At 71.7% G+C, this 19,049-nt stretch carries 19 protein-coding genes; 6 read left to right on the top strand and 13 right to left on the bottom strand.

The annotated features are described in order from the left end of the window. The first annotated feature begins 87 nt into the window (after nucleotides 1–87). Both ABD999_RS15315 and ABD999_RS15310 read left to right on the top strand, forming a co-directional pair. Nucleotides 88–924 carry a glycerophosphodiester phosphodiesterase gene (locus ABD999_RS15315; RefSeq protein ID WP_219548531.1) on the top strand — a complete coding sequence of 279 codons (837 nt, stop codon included), beginning with the start codon at nucleotides 88–90 and terminating at the stop codon, nucleotides 922–924. 16 nt (nucleotides 925–940) lie between these two features. After that, nucleotides 941–1,396 (top strand): hypothetical protein, encoded by a 456-nt coding sequence (locus tag ABD999_RS15310; protein ID WP_271276945.1) that lies wholly within the window; start codon nucleotides 941–943, stop codon nucleotides 1,394–1,396. 14 nt (nucleotides 1,397–1,410) lie between these two features. On the opposite strand, the gene ABD999_RS15305 is transcribed toward ABD999_RS15310, so the two are convergent. The 10 genes from ABD999_RS15305 to ABD999_RS15260 form a co-directional block, all read right to left on the bottom strand. Then, nucleotides 1,411–2,070 carry an adenylate kinase family protein gene (locus ABD999_RS15305; RefSeq protein WP_148033305.1) on the bottom strand — a complete coding sequence of 220 codons (660 nt, stop codon included), beginning with the start codon at nucleotides 2,068–2,070 and terminating at the stop codon, nucleotides 1,411–1,413. 61 nt (nucleotides 2,071–2,131) lie between these two features. Then, nucleotides 2,132–3,181: a LacI family DNA-binding transcriptional regulator gene (locus ABD999_RS15300; protein WP_271276966.1), complete on the bottom strand. Its 1,050-nt coding sequence runs from the start codon at nucleotides 3,179–3,181 to the stop codon at nucleotides 2,132–2,134. Nucleotides 3,182–3,203: 22 nt separating this feature from the next. Continuing rightward, complete coding sequence (locus ABD999_RS15295) at nucleotides 3,204–4,268, bottom strand: cupin domain-containing protein (protein ID WP_271276944.1); 1,065 nt, start codon at nucleotides 4,266–4,268, stop codon at nucleotides 3,204–3,206. Continuing rightward, nucleotides 4,265–5,275 carry a DUF6807 domain-containing protein gene (locus tag ABD999_RS15290; protein ID WP_271276943.1) on the bottom strand — a complete coding sequence of 337 codons (1,011 nt, stop codon included), beginning with the start codon at nucleotides 5,273–5,275 and terminating at the stop codon, nucleotides 4,265–4,267. Before ABD999_RS15290 ends, ABD999_RS15295 begins: the two co-directional genes overlap by 4 nt. Further along, on the bottom strand, nucleotides 5,272–6,372 hold the full coding sequence (locus ABD999_RS15285; RefSeq protein ID WP_271276942.1) for a Gfo/Idh/MocA family protein: 1,101 nt from the start codon (nucleotides 6,370–6,372) through the stop codon (nucleotides 5,272–5,274). Before ABD999_RS15285 ends, ABD999_RS15290 begins: the two co-directional genes overlap by 4 nt. Before the next feature lie 239 nt (nucleotides 6,373–6,611). Next, nucleotides 6,612–7,631: a LacI family DNA-binding transcriptional regulator gene (locus ABD999_RS15280; protein WP_148033309.1), complete on the bottom strand. Its 1,020-nt coding sequence runs from the start codon at nucleotides 7,629–7,631 to the stop codon at nucleotides 6,612–6,614. 235 nt (nucleotides 7,632–7,866) lie between these two features. Continuing rightward, the gene (locus tag ABD999_RS15275) at nucleotides 7,867–8,841 is read right to left on the bottom strand and encodes a glycine betaine ABC transporter substrate-binding protein (protein WP_271276941.1); all 975 of its coding nucleotides are present in this window, start codon (nucleotides 8,839–8,841) and stop codon (nucleotides 7,867–7,869) included. Between the two features lie 68 nt (nucleotides 8,842–8,909). Then, a complete protein-coding gene (locus ABD999_RS15270) occupies nucleotides 8,910–9,677 on the bottom strand; it encodes an ABC transporter permease (protein ID WP_222709055.1) in 768 nt (255 codons plus the stop codon). Then, nucleotides 9,667–10,671 (bottom strand): ABC transporter ATP-binding protein, encoded by a 1,005-nt coding sequence (locus ABD999_RS15265; RefSeq protein WP_271276940.1) that lies wholly within the window; start codon nucleotides 10,669–10,671, stop codon nucleotides 9,667–9,669. The genes ABD999_RS15270 and ABD999_RS15265 overlap by 11 nt, the downstream gene beginning before the upstream one ends. After that, entirely contained in the window at nucleotides 10,658–11,311 is a 654-nt protein-coding gene (locus ABD999_RS15260; RefSeq protein WP_271276939.1) for an ABC transporter permease, read from the bottom strand. The genes ABD999_RS15265 and ABD999_RS15260 overlap by 14 nt, the downstream gene beginning before the upstream one ends. A 106-nt stretch (nucleotides 11,312–11,417) precedes the next feature. Here ABD999_RS15260 and ABD999_RS15255 point away from each other — a divergent pair, with 106 nt between their 5' ends. From ABD999_RS15255 to ABD999_RS15245, 3 genes are all read left to right on the top strand, one after another. Beyond that, on the top strand, nucleotides 11,418–12,203 hold the full coding sequence (locus tag ABD999_RS15255) for an IclR family transcriptional regulator (protein WP_333485709.1): 786 nt from the start codon (nucleotides 11,418–11,420) through the stop codon (nucleotides 12,201–12,203). Between the two features lie 158 nt (nucleotides 12,204–12,361). Beyond that, the gene (locus tag ABD999_RS15250; protein ID WP_271276938.1) at nucleotides 12,362–13,843 is read left to right on the top strand and encodes a pectinesterase family protein; all 1,482 of its coding nucleotides are present in this window, start codon (nucleotides 12,362–12,364) and stop codon (nucleotides 13,841–13,843) included. A gap of 35 nt (nucleotides 13,844–13,878) precedes the next feature. Further along, complete coding sequence (locus ABD999_RS15245) at nucleotides 13,879–14,625, top strand: pectate lyase family protein (protein WP_465264103.1); 747 nt, start codon at nucleotides 13,879–13,881, stop codon at nucleotides 14,623–14,625. A 97-nt stretch (nucleotides 14,626–14,722) separates the two neighbouring features. On the opposite strand, the gene ABD999_RS15240 is transcribed toward ABD999_RS15245, so the two are convergent. Genes ABD999_RS15240 through ABD999_RS15230 form a run of 3 tightly spaced genes read right to left on the bottom strand, consistent with a single transcriptional unit; the run spans nucleotide 14,723 to nucleotide 17,833 of the window. After that, nucleotides 14,723–14,992 (bottom strand): cation:proton antiporter regulatory subunit, encoded by a 270-nt coding sequence (locus ABD999_RS15240; protein WP_148033315.1) that lies wholly within the window; start codon nucleotides 14,990–14,992, stop codon nucleotides 14,723–14,725. Then, entirely contained in the window at nucleotides 14,881–16,530 is a 1,650-nt protein-coding gene (locus tag ABD999_RS15235) for a potassium/proton antiporter (protein ID WP_271276937.1), read from the bottom strand. The genes ABD999_RS15240 and ABD999_RS15235 overlap by 112 nt, the downstream gene beginning before the upstream one ends. A 16-nt stretch (nucleotides 16,531–16,546) precedes the next feature. Continuing rightward, entirely contained in the window at nucleotides 16,547–17,833 is a 1,287-nt protein-coding gene (locus ABD999_RS15230; protein ID WP_219548507.1) for an ArsB/NhaD family transporter, read from the bottom strand. Nucleotides 17,834–18,057: 224 nt separating this feature from the next. On the opposite strand from ABD999_RS15230, the gene ABD999_RS15225 reads away from it, so the two are divergent. Further along, nucleotides 18,058–19,047 (top strand): HAMP domain-containing sensor histidine kinase, encoded by a 990-nt coding sequence (locus ABD999_RS15225; RefSeq protein ID WP_271276936.1) that lies wholly within the window; start codon nucleotides 18,058–18,060, stop codon nucleotides 19,045–19,047. Nucleotides 19,048–19,049 lie beyond the last annotated feature (2 nt).

Here is a 19,049-nt window from a genome sequence, read left to right as displayed (position 1 = left end):
ATCGGACGTCCACTTCCGCGTCAACACTTCGTCATGACGGCACGTCAGGTTCGGTGCGTAGGCGACTCCCCGCTATCGAGGAGACCCATGTCCCGAAGCACACGCACCGTCCTCATGACCGTCCTGGTGGCCCTGGCCATGGTCACCAGCCTGGTCACCAGCCCGTTCACCGTCCCGGCCGGGGCCGCGCCGCCCGCCGGGGTCTCCAACGTCGCCCACCGCGGGGCCTCCGCCTACGCTCCCGAGAACACGATCGGCGCTCTCAAGCTGGCCGCCCGGCAGGGCGCCGACATGTTCGAGCTCGACGTCCAGGAGACCAAGGACCGCGCGCTGATCCTCATGCACGACACCACGCTCACCCGCACCACCGACGTGGAGTCCGTGTTCCCCGACCGGTCGCCGTGGCGGGTGGGCGACTTCACCCTCGCCGAGATCCGCCGGCTGGACGCCGGCTCGTGGTTCGGCCCCTCGTTCGCGGGCACGCGGGTGCCGACCCTCCGGCAGGCGCTGAAGGCGATGAACCGCACCGGCCTCGGCCTGCTGCTGGAGATCAAGGCCCCGGAGCTCTATCCCGGCATCGAGCGCCGCACGGTGCTGGAGCTGCGCCGCTCGTGGCCGGGCCCGGTGGTGGTGGAGTCGTTCGACTGGGACTCGATGCGGACCTTCCACCGGCTGATGCCGGACGTGCCGGTCGGCCTGCTCGGCACGCCCACGGCAGACGAGCTGGCAGGGCTCGCCGAGTTCGCGGGCCAGGTCAACCCGCCGTACCGGGACCTCACCCCCGGCTACGTGGAGGCGGTCCAGGAGCTCGGCATGCAGGTCTTCACCTGGACGGTGGACGACCCGGAGATCATGCGGCGGCTCGTCTCGTACCGGGTGGACGGCATCATCACCAACCGGCCGGACGTGCTGGCGGGCCTCTAGCGGGTAGCGCCAAACCATGACAGATCAGCACGGCAGCGGAGACCCCGACCCCGCGCACCGGCGGCCGCCGGGCGTGACCGACGAGGTCGTCGAGGCGCTCGGCCTGTTCAGCGAGGCCCTGGAGAAGATCCATCGGGCGCGTGGCCACCTCTACGCCTTCCACCAGCTCACCGGCGGCGCCGACAACGCCCTCGACGAGGTGGCCGAGCTGCTGCGCGGCGCCGGGCACGGCGAGCTGGCCGGGCGCATCGAACGGGAGCTGATCGGGCTGAACGTGCTGGAAGGCCGGTGGACGTTCCAGGTCGTCGAGGAGTACGACGCCGGCTACTACGCGACGTTCCAGCGGCTGGAGGCCGAGGCCCGCGACCGGCTGGTGGGCGGGCGCACGCACGTCTACGAGGCCGAGATGAAGGCCCGCCGCCGCACCCGCGGCCTCCCGGGGCACGAGAGCGCGCCCGGCGCGGCCACCTGATGACCGTTCCCGGCTCAGGTCCTCGAACCGGCGCGGTAGGCGGGCAGCCCGAGGCGGTCCCTGATCGTCTGCTGGACCGTCGCCTGGTCGTCGCGCGCGTCGACCACCACCACGTACTCCTTGCGGCGGAACAGGTCGATCACCGGGTCGGTCTTGCCGTGGTAGTCGCGCAGCCGCCGGGCCAGGGCCTCCGGCGTGTCGTCGGCGCGGGTGACCAGCTCGCCGCCGCACACGTCGCACCGGCCCTCGGTCTCGGGGCGGTGCGCGATGAGGTTGTAGTCCATGCCGCAGCGCGAGCACAGGCGGCGGGCCAGCACCCGGCGGCGCACCTCGTCGTCCGGCAGGTCGAGCAGGATGACGCCGTCGATGTCGTAGCTCTCCAGGAAGAACTCGGTCTGCCGCCGGTTGCGCGGGAAGCCGTCGACGACGAAGCCGAAGTTCCAGTCGTGCTGCTGGAGCCGCTCGCGCACGACGTCCTCCACCAGGTCGTCGCCGACCAGCTCACCGGCCGCGACGAGGCGGCGGACCTGGGCGCCGATCTTGGTGTGGTTCTTGACGTGCCAGCGGAAGATGTTGCCCACGTTGATGTGCACGAGGTCGAGATCGTCGCAGAGCATCGCCGCCTGCGTCCCCTTGCCGCTCCCCTGCACCCCCATGATCACAAATTTCCGCATGTCTGCCTTTCTGCCACCGTCAGGGCACCGTACCCCTTTTCTTGCAGCACGGCCGGAGACGTCAGCGGGTCCGGGAGCGTACCGGGGTGCTCTCGCGGAGCAGCACCGTCGTCGAGGTCTGCACGCTCACCGGCCCCGGGTCGTCCGACAGGGCGACCCGCATCGCGGTGAGCCCCACCTCGCGCAGCGGCACGGCCACGGTGGTGAGCGCGGGCGTCACGTCCACGGCGGAGTCGATGTCGTCGAAACCCGCGACGCCGATGTCCCTGCCGGGGACGAGGCCGGCGTCACGGAAGGCGGACATGGCGCCGATCGCCATCACGTCGGTGACGGCGAAGACCACCTCCAGCCCGTCCAGGCCGCGCTCGGCGAGGCGGCGCGCGGCCTCGTAGCCGCCGGCGCGGGTGAACTCGGTCTCGACCACGAACCGGTCCTCGACGGCCAGGCCCAGCTCGCGCAGTCCCGCCAGGAAGCCGGCGCACCGGTCACGCGAGGTGCGCACGGTGGCGGGCGCGCGGAACAGCGCGAACCGCCGGTAGCCGGCCGCCGCCAGCGCGCGGGCGAGCTGGTACGCGCCGCCCGCGTTGTCGATGGTCACCGTGTCGAACGGCAGGTCGCGCTGGCTGATCATGACGACGCGGCCCCCGGCGGACCGGTACGCCTCCAGCTCGCCGGAGAGCGCGGCCCTGGTCGCGGCGCCGTCGATGCGGCTGCCGGCGACGGCGATCAGGCGGGGGCGCTGGCCGCGCAGCGTGCGGATGATCTCCAGCTCGCGTTCGGGGGAACGGCCGGCCACCGCCATGGTGACGATCAGCCCGGCCGCCTCCGCGGCCTCGGTGACGCCGGCGGCGATGGCGGAGAAGTACGGGTCGGCCACGTCGCCCACGACCAGGGCCGCGGTCCTGGTCTGGCCCCTGGCGATGGCCTGCGCCGACAGGTGCGGCCGGTAGTTGAGCTTGGCCGCGGCGGCCCGGACCCGGGAGGCGTTCTCGGTGCGGACGTTGCGCGCGCTGCCGTTGAGCGCGCGGGACGCGGTGGCGACGGAGACCCCCGCCTCCCGCGCCACGTCATGCAGGGTCACCGCGCCCGGCCCCTCGGCCCCGTCAGGCATCACGCCCGACCCTTCAGACCCGTCAAGCATCACGGCCGGACGCCGGGCGCACGGGCGGATGGACGGGCGCGTGCGCGGGTGGATCGGCGGGTGAGTGCGTGGGTTGAGAGACAGGTGAGTGCGTGGAGGGCTTGACGGGTGGGTGCGCAGGTTCAGAGTCGGGTGGATGCGCGGGTTCAGAGACGGACGCGTGAGCGGGCGGATCGACGGATGGGTGCGCGGGTTGAGAGACGGGCGCGTGAGCGGGTGGATCGACGGGTGAATGCCCGGGTTCAGAGACGGACGCGTGCGCGGGCGGATCGACGGGTGAGTGCGTGGGTTGAGAGACGGGTGAGTGCGCGGAGGGCTTGACGGGTGGGTGCGTGGAGGGATGGACGGGGGCGTGGACGATGGGGCGGGTGACGTCGTGGGCGCGGAGGTGGCCGCACATGCCCCAGCGCTCCTGCGGCGGCGCCTCCAGGAGCATGGCGTGCCGCAGGTGGATGCCGTCGCCTCGGCCGAGGGCGTCGAGCACCTCGGCGGTGTCGCGGGTCCCGGCGGCGACCGTGGTCTCCCAGATGCGCCGCCACCCCGCGACCTTGGGCCGGACCAGGGCGACGGCGCTGTCGTAGAAGCGCAGCAGCGGCCCGTAGTCGCCCGCGCGGGCGCTCTCGGCCAGCCGGAGGAACCCCTCGACGGCGAGGTCACGCCGCCGCGCCACGGCCGCTTCCTCCCCGCCAGGGGGCAGCCCGGCCGCCTCCTGGTAGGCGTCCCGGTCGGACACCACCTCCGGCGGGAACGTCATGACGGCGTCGCCCGCCTCGGGCAGCCCGGCGTTCTGCATGACGACGACCACCTCCAGGCCGCCCCGGTTGACGGCCCGGTGGATGGTGCCCGGCGTGAACCACACGGTCGTCCCCGCGGTCAGCTCCGTTTCGCGCAGGCCGTTCATGTCGAGCGTCTGCAGCGCGCCGCGCCCGCCGGTGACGACGTAGGCCTCGGTGGAGGCGGTGTGCAGGTGCGGGGTGCCGCCTTCGAGCCCGTCGGCGCACGCGCCGGTGTAGACCGACAGCCGGGAGACGGAGGTGCCGCCGGGGAACGCCGTCATGCGACGGCCCCGCCCGGCGGCGCCAAGGCGGCGGGCACGTCGGCCGGCACGTCGGCCCGCACGTCGGCCGGCACGTCGGCCAGCACGTCGGCCGGCACGTCGGCCAGCACCGCGCGGCCCCGCTCGGCCAGCAGCGCGCTGCCCTCGTCGCCCCGGTCTCCGTCGGCGATCACGACCGCGTACCGGAAGCCGAGCGTGCGGCCGTGTTCGACCCGCAGCTCCTCGCCGAAGAACGGCGCCGGGCACAGGCAGGCGAACATCTCGCTGCGGGCGAACCACCGCGGCGGGTGCTGAGGGTTGGCCGCGTCGTCCACCATGACGATCGTGGACCAGCCGCCGGTCTCGTCGTGCCGGCCGCGGAACCCGAACCACTCGGCCCGCGTCCCCCGCAGCTCGTCGCCGCCCGCCCCGGACGGCGACTGGATGATCCCGCCGGTGAACGAGCGCGGGCCGCGCCAGAACAGCCCGCCGTAACCGGCGTTCTCGCGTCCCTTGGTGGTCGGGGAGCCGAAGTCGAGCGGCCCGCCTGACACGTTCGTCATGGCCGTGCCGAAGACCAGCGCCCAGGTCGTCTCGTCCAGCACGGTGGCCATGAGCGAGCGCCGCTCCTCGATCACCGGCCGCCCCGCCTGGGAGATCCAGTCGAGCCGGTGCGCCAGACCGGCGCGCCCGCCGTCCGCGCCGAGCGCGGTCATCTCGCGGTGCACGGCGCTGCCGTTGTTGTCGAGCTGTACGTAGCCGCGCCCGCGTTCGTACGTGGGCCCGCCCCAGAAGTTGTGCTCGCCCACGTGCGGCAGCGACCAGGCGATGCCCTTGTGCCAGACGTGGTCGTGCGGCCGGTAGAGCGACACCACGTCGCCGCCCAGGGTGCGCACCGGGTGCAGGTAGGGCTTGGGCGACTCCAGGACGGGCGTGTCGGGACGGTAGACGTAGGCGAACAGCTCGACGTCCCCGGCCGTGACGGCGACGGACCGGCCCAGCGTGTGGACGGCCTGGAGGGCGGTCATCCGTCCGTTCCTTCCCAGGGGGCGCCGGTGCCGTCCATGCGCCGGGCGAACGGGCTGCCGGGGCCGACCTGCCCGCGCGTGATCCGCTCGCCGGTGAAGGCGGAGGCGTACAGGGCGGCCACGAACTCCATCGTCACGCGGGCGTCCGCCAGCGTGACCGGCGGCGCCTCGTCCCGGTCGAGCGCGTCGAGCACCGCCGCGAGCTGGCCGTGGTGGCCGCTGGAATCGGCGCTGCGGCCCTCGGCCGACCAGCGCTTGGTCACGTCCTCGCAGCCGGGGGCGGGGGTGACGCTCCAGTCGGCGTCGGTGTAGCCGTACAGGTGCTCCAGCTCGACGGTGGCGCGCTCGAAGTCGAAGCGGAGCACGGACGTCTCGCGCGGCGACAGCACCGAGTTGACCACCGAGGCGACCGCGCCGCTCTCGAACGTGACCATGGCCATCGACACGTCCTCGGTCTCGGTGTCGCGCGCCTGGCGGACGGCCAGGCCGCTGACCTCGCGCCACGGGCCGAGCACGGAGAACAGCAGGTCGAACTGGTGGATGCCGTGGCCCATGGTGGGGCCGCCGCCCTCCGACGCCCAGGTGCCGCGCCAGGGGACCTCGAAGTAGGCGTCGCCGCGGTACCACTGGGTCAGGCAGGTGGCGACCAGCGGGCGGCCCAGTTCGCCGCCGGCCAGCATGCGGCGCAGCCGGGCCGCGCCGGGGCCGAAGCGGTGCTGGAAGACGGTCGCCATGTGGGCCGTCGAGCGGCTCTCGGCCTCGGCGAGCGCGTCGAGCTCCGCCAGGGAGAGGGTGGGCGGCTTCTCGACGAGCACCGTGACGCCCGCTTCGAGGCATTCGAGCGCGAGCGGGGCGTGCAGGAGGGGCGGGGTGCAGAGGTGGACCAGGTCGACCCGCTCCTCGCGGAGCAGCTCGGTCAGAGTCGTGAAGGTGCGGGGAACCTGCCAGGTGGCGGCGAAGGTCTCGGCCCTGCCGAGGTCGACGTCGACGGCCGCGACGAGGCGCGCCCGCCCGCCGGACCCGGCGACGGCCTGTGCGTGGGCGGTGGCGATCCCGCCGGTGCCGACGATCGCGGACCGGTAGCTGCGTTGAGACATGTGACCCTTCGGGGGCGTGGGGGGCGCGCGCCGGGAAAACGCATTCCGCAGTCTGCCTTTTCCCGGACTTCACCGTCAAGGGGCATTCAGCCGGACCGCGACGCCCGCCTCGGGGCGGGCGGAAGCCTCGGCGGGGAACGGTTCCCGCGGGTCAGGGGGTTCTGCGGATGGGGTTACCGCCGGACGACGACGCCCGGCTCAGGGCGGGTGGCGGCCCCGGCGGGAACGGTTCCCGCGGGTCAGGGGCGGGTGGTTCCGCGGATGACGAGGGTGCCCTGGACCGTCAGGTGTTCGGGTTCGGGGGTCTCCCTGAGCGCCAGGCGGATGGCTTCGGCGCCGACGTGGGCCAGCGGGAGCGCGACCGTCGTCAGCCTCGGCGTCACGTCCTCCGCGAGCTGGATGTCGTCGATGCCCGCCACCGACACCTCGGCGGGGACGGGCACCCCGGCCTCTCGGAGGGCCGCCAGGGCGCCGATCGCGAGGACGTCGCTGACCGCCGCGACCGCATCCGGCGGCCCGCTCCTGATCAGCCGCCGGACCGCCGCGTACCCGCCGTCCCTGCCGGCCTCGCAGGGCACGACGCGCACCTGGCGGGCGGGCACCCCGCCCCGGCGCAGGCCCTCGGCGCAGCCCGCGACCCTGGCGGCGAAGTTCGCCCGGTCCTCGGGGCCGGCCAGGATCGCCACCCGCCGGTGGCCGGTCATGGCCAGATGGGTCCCCATCACCCGGCCCGCGCCGTGGTCGTCGAAGGCGATCGAGTCGAACGCCCGGTCCGTCACGCCGACGATCACCACCCGTCCGCCCGCTCGCTCGTACGCGCGCAACTCGTCCGTCAGGCGGTCGTCGAGCGCGTTCGCGCGGAACCGGGAGGAGGTCAGCACGAGCGCGCGCGGCCGCAGCGCGCGCAGCAGGCGCACCGTTTCGAGCTGCCGCTCCAGGGCGCCGTGGGTGGCGGAGACGGTCACGAACACGCCGGTCATCCTGGCCTGGCGCTCCATCGCGGACACGACGACGCCCATGGCAGGGGTGGTCAGGTCGTCGGTGACGAGCGTGATCGCCTCGCTCCCCCGCCGCATGGCGCGCGCCGCCGCGTCCGCGGTGTAGCGCAGGGCCTCCGCCGCGGCCAGGACGCGCCGCTCGTACTCGGGGGCGACGGCGCGCGAGCTGCCGCCCAGCACCCGTGACGCGGTCGCCACCGAGACCCCGGCGGCCGCCGCCACGTCGCGCAGCGTGACCGTACGTCTCGCCGCGTGAGGCATCCGGCCGGCTCCCTTCTTCCGCGACGCCGACTCACGGCGGCGCGGCCGGAGCCGACGCCCATGCGGGCCGGCTCTTCCGCGACGCCGACTCACGAGGGTAAGGGATGCGCCGCGGCTCCGAAACTTTCGGAGCCGGGAGGGAACGCCGAAGGCCCGGACGCGCGCGCCCGGGCCCTTCACGGCGAGACGATCACCCGTACGACCGCCCCGGCTCACGTCCGGTGCGGTCGGCCGGTCAGCTGCTGCTGCCGAGGAAGCCGTTCTGCTCCAGCCATTCGGCGGTGACCGCGCCGGGCTCCTTGCCGTCCACGTCGACCTGGGCGTTGAGCGCCTGCATGGTGGCGTCGTCCAGCTTCGCGATGACCGGGTTCAGCACCTGCTCCAGGGCCGGGTGCTTCTTGTACAGGTCGTCCTTGACGGTGACCGCGGCGTTGTAGATCGGGAAGAAGCTCTTGTCGTCCTCCAGGACGGTCAGGTCGAGCGCGGCGATGCGGCCGTCGGTGGTGAACACCTCGCCGAAGTTGCAGGTCTCGCCCTTGTCCGTCTCGGTGTAGACGACGCCGGTGTCCAGCAGCGCGATCCGGTCCTTGGGCATCTCGAAGTCGTACTTCTTGGTCAGGCCGGGCAGGCCGTCGTCGCGGGTGGAGAACTCGGTCTCGATGCACATCGTGACCTCCTCCGGCTTGGTCTTCGCCAGCTCGGCCACGTCGGAGACCGTCTTGACGCCCAGCTCCTGCGCCTTCTCCGAGCGGATGGCCAAGGCGTAGGTGTTGTTGAGCGGCGTCGGGCCGATCCAGCGGATCTGGTTCTGCTCCAGGTCGGCCTCCGCGGTGGCCTTGAACTGCTCGGCGGAGTCCTGGATCGGCTCGGTCTTCTTCAGGTGCTCGATCCAGCCGGTGCCGGAGTACTCCCAGTACAGGTCGATCTCACCGGCCTGCAGCGCCTTGCGGTTGGTTACCGTGCCGCCCAGGTTGGTCTTGTCCTCGACCTCGGCGCCGTGCGCCTTGAGCAGCTGCACGGCGATCTTGCCGAGCACGATGTTCTCGGTGAAGTCCTTGGAGCCGACGACGAACGAGGCGCCCTCCAGCTCGGTGCCTGCGCTGGACGCCTCGACGGCGCTTCCGCCGCCACCGCATCCGGCGGCCGCTGTCAGGGTCAGGGCCGCTGCTGCGAGCACGGCGAACTTGCGGCGGACGGGGCGGGAAAACACGTGAAAACACCTCTCGCGGTGGGGGTCTTACGAAAAATCGGGATTCGAGGGATGGGAAGTCGACGGGATCACATGCCACGGGGCTTGAGCAGCTTCTCGGCGAGGCTGCCCAGCCAGTCGATGAAGAAGGCGATGCACGCGGTCAGCACGCCGCCGACGATGGTGACGGGCATCCGGTTGAGCTTGAGCCCGTTGATGATCAGTTCGCCCAGCCCGCCCGCGGCCACGAAGGCGCCGAGCGTGGCGACTCCGACGGTCAGCACCAGGGCGGTGCGCAGACCGGCGAGGATGGCGGGCACCGCGAGCTTGAGCTCGACCCGGCGCAGCACCTGGCCCTTGGTCATGCCCATGCCGCGGGCGGACTCGACGAGCGCGGGGTCGATCTGCTGCAGCCCGACCATGGTGTTGCGCAGCACCGGCAGCACGGCGTAGATGACCAGGCCGACCAGCGCGGTCTGGAAGCCCACGCCCAGCACGAACGTGGCCAGCACGAGCAGCCCGATGCACGGCACGGCCTGCCCGAGGTTGCCCGCGGTGAGGATGACCGGGGTGATGAACCGGTTCCTGGAGCGCGAGGCGACGATGCCCAGCGGGACCGCGATGATCACCACGAGGGCGGTGGCCGCCACGGTCATCTGCAGGTGCTCGATCACCTTGGCGACGATCACCTCGCGGTTGAGGCTGCGGCGCTCGATGGAGTCCAGCTCCAGCGTGCTCACCCAGGCGTAGAGGGCGACCAGGACGACGGCGATCGCGGCCGGGGTGAGCACGTGGCGCAGACCGGAAGCGCGGACGGGCGCGCCGGCCCGGCCGATGGCGATCGTGTCAGCGGTCACCGGCCGCCACCTCCTCGCGGCCGGTCTTCGCGCCGTCCGTGCCCACGGCCTCGCACAGCGCGGTGTAGGTGAGCACCCCGGACGGGGTGGCGCACCTGTCGCTGCCGTGGGCGACCATGGTGTCCAGCGCCTCGCGCAGGCTGGTGCCCGCGTCCACCCGGGGCAGCCCGTTGCTCGACGGTACGGGCCCGACGGCCGGCACGTCGTCCACTGTCAGCAGCGCCAGCCGCTTCAGCGTGGCGTCCTGGCCGATGAAGCCGGCCACGTAGTCGTCGGCGGGCGCGGCCAGGATGTTGGCGGGCGTGTCGTACTGGGCGATGTGCGAGCGCTCGCGCAGCACCGCGATGCGGTCGCCGAGCGTGATCGCCTCCTCGAAGTCGTGCGTGACGAAGATGATCGTCTTGCGCAGCTTCTTCTGCAGCTTGGCGAACTCGCTCTGCAGGTGCTCGCGGGTGATCGGGTCGGTGGCGCCGAAGGGCTCGTCCATCAGCATCACCGGCGGGTCGGCGGCCAGCGCGCGGGCCACGCCGACCCGCTGCTGCTGCCCTCCGGACAGCTGACGCGGGTAGCGGTCGTGGTACGCGCCGGGCTCCAGGTTGACCAGCGAGAGCAGCTCCTCGACCCGGTCCGCGACCTTGGCCGCGGGCCAGCCGAGCAGCTTGGGCACCAGGGCCACGTTCTCGCCCACGGTCAGGTGGGGGAACAGCCCCACCTGCTGGATGGCGTACCCGATGTGCCGGCGCAGCTCGTCGGGGTGCAGGTTGAGCACGTCCTCGCCGCCGATGCGGATCTCCCCGGAGGTGGGCTCCACCAGCCGGTTGATCATCTTCATCGTGGTGGTCTTGCCACAGCCGGACGGCCCGACGAAGACGACCAGCTCACCGGCCGGGATGTCGAGGTTGACGTTGTCGACCGCTGGAGCCGGCTGCCCCGGGTAGTGCTTGGTCAGCCCCCGCAACTCGATGCGGACGCCTGCTGGATCACGGTCGAACACGAAGCCCCCTTGGGGTGGTCAGCTGGCGGACGGCGAAGAAGAACGCGTCGAAGAGCACCGCGATGACCACGATGCCGAGCGTTCCGGCGAGCGTCGCGTTCAGCGAGTTCACCGAGCCGAGCCTGGCCAGTCCTTCGAAGATCTGGGTGCCGAGGCCGGGGCCGTCGACGTAGGCGGCGATGGCCGCGATGCCGATGAGCATCTGGGCCGAGACCCGGACGCCGGTCAGGATCAGCGGCCAGGCCAGCGGGAGCCGCACCTTCAGCAGCACCCTCGCGGCGCTCAGGCCCATCCCGCGGCCCGCCTCGACGGTGGCGGCGTCGACGCCGTTCAGCCCGGTCACCGTGTTCCTGATGATCGGCAGGAAGGCGTACCCGGTGAGCGCGACGAGCGTGGGCCCCCAGCCGAGTCCGGTGATCGGGATGAGCAGAGTGAGCAGTGCCAGCGAGGGGATGGTGAGGATGCCCGCGGACAGCGCCAGCGAGGCTCCGCGCACCTTGGGCGCCTGGAAACCGAGGAGTCCGATGCCGACGCCCACCACGGTCGCGATGCCGATCGCGATGGCGACGACCAGGGCGTGTTCGGCAGCGGCCAGCGAGAGAGTCCCCCATCGAGAGACCACGTACTCGCCGAAAGTCATGAAAGAACCGCCTTCGCTTACTCTTGCACTGGCATGTAAACGTATGACCGTGTTGCGGTGATTGCAAAATCTGTTGCACTTAGCGCAACACCATTGTTATGAACGGATGAGCATGACCGAGAGGCCGGCAGTGTCGTCGGCGGGTCTCCGCCGAGACCTGGAGATCCTTGACGTTCTCGCTGGTCACGGCGCTGAACGTGACGCCGAGGGATTCGGCGTGAGCTGGATCGCGCAACGCCTGGGGCGGGAGAAGAGCCAGGTGTCACGGGCGCTGCGCGCGCTGGAGGCCGAGGGCATGGTCGAACGCGACCCGCTGACCCGGCGCTACCGGCTCGGCTGGCGGCTGTTCGCGCTCGCGGCCCGCACCCAGCAGGCCCGGCTGGCGCAGATGGCGGCGCCGTGCCTGCGGCGGCTGGCGTCCACCTTCGACGAGGACACCCACCTGTGCGTGCTCCGCGGCGAGCAGGTGCTCACCCTGCTGTCGGCCCCCTCGTCACGGGCGTACCACCGGGTCTGGGAAGGCGTCGCGGTGCCGGTTCTCATGGCGGGCGCGGGGCGGGCGCTGCTCGCCGACTGGCACCAGGACCACGTGCGCGAGCTGCTGCGCGCCTCCCTGCCGGGCGGCCTGGACTCGGCGATCGCCGACGAGGAGCAGTGGCTCGCCGACCTGGCGCACGTCCGGGAGTTCGGGTACGTGGTGAGCGCGGTCGAGCTGGACGACCTCCCCGGGGGCATCACGGCCCCGGTGCGCGACCACCGCCGCCTCATCGTCGCGGCCATCAGCATGTCGCTGACCCGCGTGCCCCCGGAGTCGCGCCTGGAGGAGATGGGCAAGGTGGTGGCGGAGTCGGCCCAGGAGCTGTCCGCCGCCCTCGGTTACCCGCGGCCCTAGCGTCACCGGCCCCCGCGTCCGCGCGGGGGCCTTTGTTCTGCCAGAGCTGCAACCGCTTGCCGCAGCAACAGTGCAGTTTTACTAGGAACCATTGACGTTTCAGGAGAGCTACGTCAACGTTTCGTGCAACCGATTGCCACCCTCACGAGAGGTTGCGCATGCGACTTCTGTCACTCCCCCCGGTGATCGCCGTCATGATCATCGCGGCGGCCGCCCCCGCCGCCGCCGCTCCCCCGCCCAGGAGCGTCATCGTGGTCGCCGCCGACGGCTCCGGCGACCACACCACCGTGCAGGACGCCGTGGACGCCGTGCCCTCCGGCAACGCCAGGCCGGTGACCGTCCTCGTCCGCGAGGGCACCTACAAGCAGCAGGTCGTCATCCCCGCCGACAAGCCGCACATCACCCTCGCCGGAGACACCGACGACCCCGCCAAGGTGGTGCTGACCTTCGACGCCGCCGCCACGATCCAGCGGCCCGACGGCTCCGGGCCGTACGGCACCTCGGGCAGCGCCTCGTACGTGATCAGCGCGCCCGACTTCACCGCGCGCGACCTCACGTTCGAGAACTCCTACGACGAGGCCGCGAACGGCCCCAGCCAGGCCGTCGCCGTCCGCACCACCGGCGACCGGCAGGTGTACGACAACGTCCGGTTCATCGGCAACCAGGACACGCTCTACGCCAACACCGAGAGCGCGGGCGCGACCGCCCGGCAGTACTTCCACGACTGCTACGTGGAAGGCGACGTGGACTTCATCTTCGGCCGGGCCACCGCCGTCTTCGACCGGTGCGTCATCAAGGCCCTGGACCGGGGCGACGCCGCCAACAACGGCTACGTCACCGCCGCGAGCACCGAGGTGGCCAACCCGTACGGGTTCCTGATCCACCGCAGCCACCTGGTCAGCGACGCACCCGCCGGGACGTACCACCTGGGCCGGCCGTGGCCGGCGGGCGGGTCGCCGACGGCGCGCGGGCAGGTGCTGGTCCGCGAGTCGTGGCTGGGCCAGCAGTTCAAGGACGCCCCGTGGACCGACATGTCGGGCCTGAGCTGGCGGGACGCGCGCCTGTCCGAGTACCGCAACCACGGCCCCGGCGCCACCGCCGGCGAGGACCGGCCGCAGCTCTCCGCCCGGGACGCCGCCCGCCTCACTCCTCACCACTACCTGAAGGGCCGCGACGGCTGGAACCCCGTCCGCCACCACCACGACCGGCCCGACCCGTACCGGCTGGGCCGCGAGACGCTCGGCGAGAAGGACGGCTGGGCGGCGGCCGGCACCGGCACCACGGGCGGTTCCGCCGCCCGCCCGGAGGACGTGCACGTCGTCTCCACCAGGGCCGGGCTGATCGCCGCGCTCGGTGAGCCGGCCGACAACCGGCCGCGGATCGTGTACGTGAAGGGCGTGATAGACGCCGACACCGACGCCGCGGGCAACCCGCTGACCTGCGCGGACTACGCCGTCGGCGGCTACAGCCTGGAGGCGTACCTGGCCGCCTACGACCCGGCCGTGTGGGGCCGCTCCAGCCCGCCGTCAGGGCCGCTGGAGGACGCGCGCCGCGCCTCGTACAACGCCATGAGCGAGCACGTGAGCATCGCGGTCGGCTCCAACGTCACCCTGGCCGGGCTGGGCGCGACGCCGCGCTGAAGAGCTTCGGCCTGCGGATCAGGAACGCCGACAACGTGATCGTGCGCAACCTCACGATCAGCGACACGGCCGACTGCTTCCCGCAGTGGGACCCGACGGACGGCGAGGAGGGCAACTGGAACGCCTCCTTCGACAACGTCGAGATCTCCGGCTCGACCCACGTGTGGCTGGACCACAACACGCTGAACGACGGCGACAACCCGGACGCGAACCAGCCGCTGTACTTCGGCCGGCCGTACCAGGTGCACGACGGGCTGCTCGACGTGGTGCGCGGCTCGAACTACGTGACCCTGTCGTGGAACCACCTGAGCGACCACGACAAGGTGACGCTGATCGGCAACACCGACAACCCCGCTTCGTACCAGGAGGCGGACAAGCTGAAGGTGACCGTGCACCACAACTACTTCGAAGGGCTCGGCCAGCGGACCCCGCGGGTGCGCTTCGGCCAGGTGCACGTCTACAACAACTACTTCACGGGTGGCGGCCCGTACGTGTACAGCATCGGCGTCGGCTTCCAGTCGCAGGTGTACGCGAACGCCAACGCGTTCGACGGCATCGCCGCCGAGAAGGTGCTGACCGTGTTCAAGGGCGCCGCCATCACCGCGAAGGACAACCTGGTCGACGGCCGGCCGGTCGACCTGGTCGCCGCCCACAACGCCGCCGCCGGCGCGAGCCTCGGCGGTGACGCCGGCTGGACGCCGGCCCTGTACACCCGCGTCCACCCGCCGCGGGCGCTGCGCGCCCTGGTTCCCGCCGGTGCGGGCGCGGGACGCATCCGCTGAAACCTGCCACGCGCCGGTCTGCGTGACCGGCCGCGCAGCGGATGCGCGGCCGGGATGGCCCGCCTGACCCGGGCCCTCCCGGCCGGACCGGCCGCCGTCAGCGGCCGGCGGTCAGCTCCGCCAGGCGGCGCTCGATCGCGGCCAGCCGGTCGTCGAGCGACCGGCTGTGCAGCAGCTCGGCGAGCCGGTCGGCTTCGTCGGGCTCCAGCTCGGCCGTGCGGCCGACGTCGTCGGAGTCGTCCTCGCCGTAAAAGGTCAGCGCGCGTCGGCCGTCGTGGTAATCGATGAAGGCGAGCCGGTCACCTCTTCTGGTTCTGATCTGGTAAATGTGGCCGGTTCCGGGGACCGTCGCCGGTGTGATCTCCATCTCCCTCTGCCTCCGTTGTTCTTGTGGGGTCGGTCGGGTCTGGGGTCCGGATCGCCGCTCTCGCCGTGCCAGCGGGCCAGCCGGCCGCGGCGGCCGACGGCTCGCAGGCGCCGCTCGACCTCGTCGCGGGTGCGGGAGGTGGCGACGATCAGCAGCTGGTCGCCCTCGTACAGCCGGGACTCTGGAAGGGGCACGAGCGCGGAGCTGCCGCGGATGACCAGGCTGATGACCGCCGGACGGGGCAGACGCAGCTCCGACACCTCCACCCCGTGCAGCATCGATCCTTCGGGGACGGAGACCGTGAGCAGCTCGGCGTCGAGCACGTCGAGCGGCGCCGACTCGATGTCCACCTCCCGGGCCTCCTCGGGCCTGACCAGGCCGAGCAGGCGGGTGATCCCGAGCAGGCCGGGCCCCTGGATCAAGGTGAACACCACGACCAGCACGAAGACGATGTGCAGCAGGTCGAGCGCGCCGGGCACCTGGGCCACGATCGGGAACGTCGTCAGCACGATCGGCACCGCCCCGCGCAGCCCCGCCCAGGAGATGAACGCCTGCTCACGCCAGGGCACCCGGAACGGCACCAGGCACAGGAGCACCGAGACCGGCCGGGCCACCAGCAGCAGGAAGGCGCCGATGACGAGCGCCGGCAGCAGCGCGTCGAGCAGCTCGCTCGGATCGACCAGCAGGCCGAGCATGACGAACAGCCCGATCTGCGCGAGCCAGCCCGCGCCCTCGGCGAAGGACCGGGTGGCGGCCCGGTGCGGCAGCACGGCGTTGCCGAGCACGATCCCCGACAAGTAGGCGGCGATGATGCCGGAGGCGTTGGCCGCGCCCGCCGCGGCGAAGGCGCAGATGCCGAAACCGAAGGAGGCCAGCGGGTACAGCCCGGTGGCGGGCAGCGCCACGTAGCGCAGCGTCACCACGCCGACCAGGGCCACGCCCAGACCGATGAGCGCGCCCGTGGCGATCTGGTAGACCATCTGCCCGCCGATGGCGAACGGGCCGGGCAGGCCACCGGAGGCGCTGAAGACCAGCACCAGGATCACGGTGGGCGCGTCGTTGAAGCCGGACTCGGCCTCGACCATGCTGGCCAGCTTGCGCGGCAGCGGCAGCGACCGCAGCACGGCGAAGACCGCCGCCGCGTCGGTGGACGACACGATGGCGCCGAGCAGCAGCGCGAGCTGCCAGTCCATGCCCAGCAGGTAGTGCGCGCCCGTGGCGGTCACGAGCACGCTGATGACCACGCCGGCGGTGGCCAGCAGGGCCGAGGGGGCGAGCAGCCGGCGGACGTCGGCCCACCGGGTGCTCAGCCCGCCCTCGACCAGGATGACGGCCAGCGCCGTCGTTCCCAGGGTCTGGGCGAGCTGGGCGTCGTTGAAGGGGATGCCCAGCACGTCCTCCCCGACCAGGACGCCCAGCCCGAGGAACAGCAGAAGGCTGGGCAGGCCGAGGCGGGCTGCGGTGCGCGCCGCGGCGATGCTGGCGAGCAGCACCAGGCCGCCCACCAGCAACACCACGTACAGCTGCGGCAACGTCATCGTCGCCCCTCCTCACTCAGACGAAATAGCGCAGCCAGACGTAGAGCCAGGCCATTGCTGTGCTGATCGCCGTGACGAGGATGCCGTACTTGGTGAACTGCCAGAACGTGATCTTGTGGCCGGAGCGGGCAGCCAGGCCGATGGCGACCACGTTCGCGCTGGCCGCCACCGCGGTGCCGTTGCCGCCGAAGTCCGCGCCCAGCGCGAACGCCCACCACAACGCCTGCCCGGTGTCAGGATCGGGAGCCTGCGCGACCAGCCCTTCCACGATAGGTGCCATGGTGGCCACATAGGGGATGTTGTCGAAGAACGCGCCGAGGATCGCCGAACCCCAGACCAGCGCGGTCGCCGCGCCGAAGAAGTTGTCGCCGACGGCCTCGACCGCCCAGACGCCGATGGTCTCGATGACCCCGGTGTGCACGAGCCCGGCGACCATGACGAACAGTCCGATGAAGAAGACCAGCGTCGGCCACTCGACCTCGGCCATGACCTCGGACGTCTCGGCCCGCGCCACCAGCATCATCACGCCCGCGCCGACCAGCGCCACGATGGACGGCTCGACGTGCACGATGGCGTGCAGCCCGAACCCGACGATCACCAGGGCGAGTACGATCATGCACCGGACCAGGAGCTTCGGGTCCGTGATGGCCCGCTTCTCCTGCAGCTTCATCACTTCGGCGACCCGGTCGGGGTTGTACTGGAACGACTTCCTGAACATCACCCGCGTCAGCAGCAGGAAGGCCACGAAGACCACCACGACGATGGGCGACATGTGCACGAGGAAGTCGTTGAAGGTCAGGCCCGCGCGGCTGCCGATGATGATGTTCGGCGGGTCGCCGATGAGGGTGGCCGCGCCGCCGATGTTGGAGGCGAGCACCTCGGCGATGATGTAGGGCTGGGCTGGGATGTCAAGACGTTCACACACCATCAACGTCACCGGCACGACCAGCATGATCGTGGTGACGTTGTCAAGGAAGGGGGAGGCGATCGCGGTGATGGCCATGAGCATCACCATCAGCCGGTAGGGCTTCCCCTGCGACTTCTTCGCGGCCCAGATGGCCAGGAAGTCGAAAAGTCCCGTCTGTTTGATGATCCCCACGATGATCATCATGCCGAGCAGCAGGAAGATGACGTTCCAGTCGATGCCCTCGTGCTCGGAGTAGAAGACTTCCGCGCCGGGGATCAGCCCGAGCACCGCCATGATGCCGGCGGCCACGAGCACCACCTTGACCTTGTTCACCTTCTCGGTGGCGATGAAGTAGTACGCCACCACGAAGACGGTCAGGGCGATGACACCGCTCATCGGGCGTGCCCCGGCGGGCCGGTGCGAGCCGGACGGCAAACGGGCAACAGATACGGTGCAGATATGGCGGGATGTCTCATGGTTTCCAGTTTCGGTAACGGACCGGTAACCACGCCATCGGGTCTGACACCCATCTCCGGTGGGGGAAACCATGTAGGCACGCACAAGGAGATGGGTGCTGCTACGGATGGACACGCACGCCGTCCGGCGGCGACTCTGAGGATATGAAAGAGCGACGTCCGGTATCCGCCCGCTCACCTGCGCAGGCGCTGTTCCGGCGGCTCATCGTGATCAACGGCCTGGTGTTCACGGTCGGCACGCTGGTCCTGGCGGTGTCACCCGCCACGGTGTCCGCGCCGGTGCTGCTCACCGAGATCCCGGTGCTGACGATCGGCCTGGCGCTGATGCTGAGCGCCAACGCGGTGCTGCTGCGCCGCAGCCTGGCCCCGCTGGTGGCGCTCACCGCGCTCATGCAGCGGGTCGACCTGCTGCGCTCCCGCGACCGGCTCGCCGAGAGCGGCAACGGCGACCTGACCGACGTGGTGGCGACCTTCAACGCGATGCTGGACCGGCTGGAGGCCGAGCGCAGCACCGCCGCCGCGCACGCGCTGGCCGCCCAGGAGGGCGAGCGGCAGCGCATCGCGCGCGAGCTGCACGACGAGATCGGCCAGAGCCTGACGGTGGTGCTGCTCGGCCTCAAGCGCGCCGTCGACCTCGCGCCGGAGGAGCTGCGCGAGGAGCTGCACAACATCCAGGAGACGGTACGGGGCAGCCTGGACGAGGTGCGCCAGGTGGCCAGGCGGCTGCGCCCGGGGATGCTGGAGGACCTGGGGCTGATCGCCTCGCTGAACGCGCTGGCCGCCGACTTCGGCGAGATGTCCGACGCCCACGTCACCCGCCGCCTGGAGTCGCACCTGCCGGAGCTGGGCGAGGAGGCCGAGCTGGTGGTCTACCGCATCGCGCAGGAGGGGCTGACCAACGTGGCCAGGCACGCCAGGGCGACCAAGGTCGAGCTCTCGCTCTGCCGCCAGCCCGACGGCGTGGTGCTGAAGATCGCCGACAACGGCCGGGGCGGCCCGATGACCGAGGGCACGGGCGTACGCGGCATGCGTGAGCGCGCGCTGCTGATCGGCGCCCGCTTGACCATCACCAGCCCACCGGGGGGCGGAACGACCGTGCGGCTGGCCATACCGGTCCGGCCGGAAAGGAACTGATC

The sequence above is a fragment of the Nonomuraea ferruginea genome (assembly GCF_039540635.1).
GTDB lineage: Bacteria > Actinomycetota > Actinomycetes > Streptosporangiales > Streptosporangiaceae > Nonomuraea > Nonomuraea ferruginea.
Note: the sequence above shows the minus strand (reverse complement) of the source record. Positions and strands in the feature narration are given on the sequence as shown.

Excerpts from the sequence above, each read along its gene's own strand:
- ABD999_RS15315 (WP_219548531.1), top strand. The coding sequence starts at position 88 with ATGTCCCGAAGCACACGCACCGTCCTCATGACCGTCCTGGTGGCCCTG.
- ABD999_RS15310 (WP_271276945.1), top strand. The coding sequence starts at position 941 with ATGACAGATCAGCACGGCAGCGGAGACCCCGACCCCGCGCACCGGCGG.
- ABD999_RS15305 (WP_148033305.1), bottom strand. The coding sequence starts at position 2,070 with ATGCGGAAATTTGTGATCATGGGGGTGCAGGGGAGCGGCAAGGGGACG.
- ABD999_RS15300 (WP_271276966.1), bottom strand. The coding sequence starts at position 3,181 with ATGCCTGACGGGGCCGAGGGGCCGGGCGCGGTGACCCTGCATGACGTG.
- ABD999_RS15295 (WP_271276944.1), bottom strand. The coding sequence starts at position 4,268 with ATGACGGCGTTCCCCGGCGGCACCTCCGTCTCCCGGCTGTCGGTCTAC.
- ABD999_RS15290 (WP_271276943.1), bottom strand. The coding sequence starts at position 5,275 with ATGACCGCCCTCCAGGCCGTCCACACGCTGGGCCGGTCCGTCGCCGTC.
- ABD999_RS15285 (WP_271276942.1), bottom strand. The coding sequence starts at position 6,372 with ATGTCTCAACGCAGCTACCGGTCCGCGATCGTCGGCACCGGCGGGATC.
- ABD999_RS15280 (WP_148033309.1), bottom strand. The coding sequence starts at position 7,631 with ATGCCTCACGCGGCGAGACGTACGGTCACGCTGCGCGACGTGGCGGCG.
- ABD999_RS15260 (WP_271276939.1), bottom strand. The coding sequence starts at position 11,311 with ATGACTTTCGGCGAGTACGTGGTCTCTCGATGGGGGACTCTCTCGCTG.
- ABD999_RS15255 (WP_333485709.1), top strand. The coding sequence starts at position 11,418 with ATGAGCATGACCGAGAGGCCGGCAGTGTCGTCGGCGGGTCTCCGCCGA.
- ABD999_RS15250 (WP_271276938.1), top strand. The coding sequence starts at position 12,362 with ATGCGACTTCTGTCACTCCCCCCGGTGATCGCCGTCATGATCATCGCG.
- ABD999_RS15240 (WP_148033315.1), bottom strand. The coding sequence starts at position 14,992 with ATGGAGATCACACCGGCGACGGTCCCCGGAACCGGCCACATTTACCAG.
- ABD999_RS15235 (WP_271276937.1), bottom strand. The coding sequence starts at position 16,530 with ATGACGTTGCCGCAGCTGTACGTGGTGTTGCTGGTGGGCGGCCTGGTG.
- ABD999_RS15230 (WP_219548507.1), bottom strand. The coding sequence starts at position 17,833 with ATGAGCGGTGTCATCGCCCTGACCGTCTTCGTGGTGGCGTACTACTTC.
- ABD999_RS15225 (WP_271276936.1), top strand. The coding sequence starts at position 18,058 with ATGAAAGAGCGACGTCCGGTATCCGCCCGCTCACCTGCGCAGGCGCTG.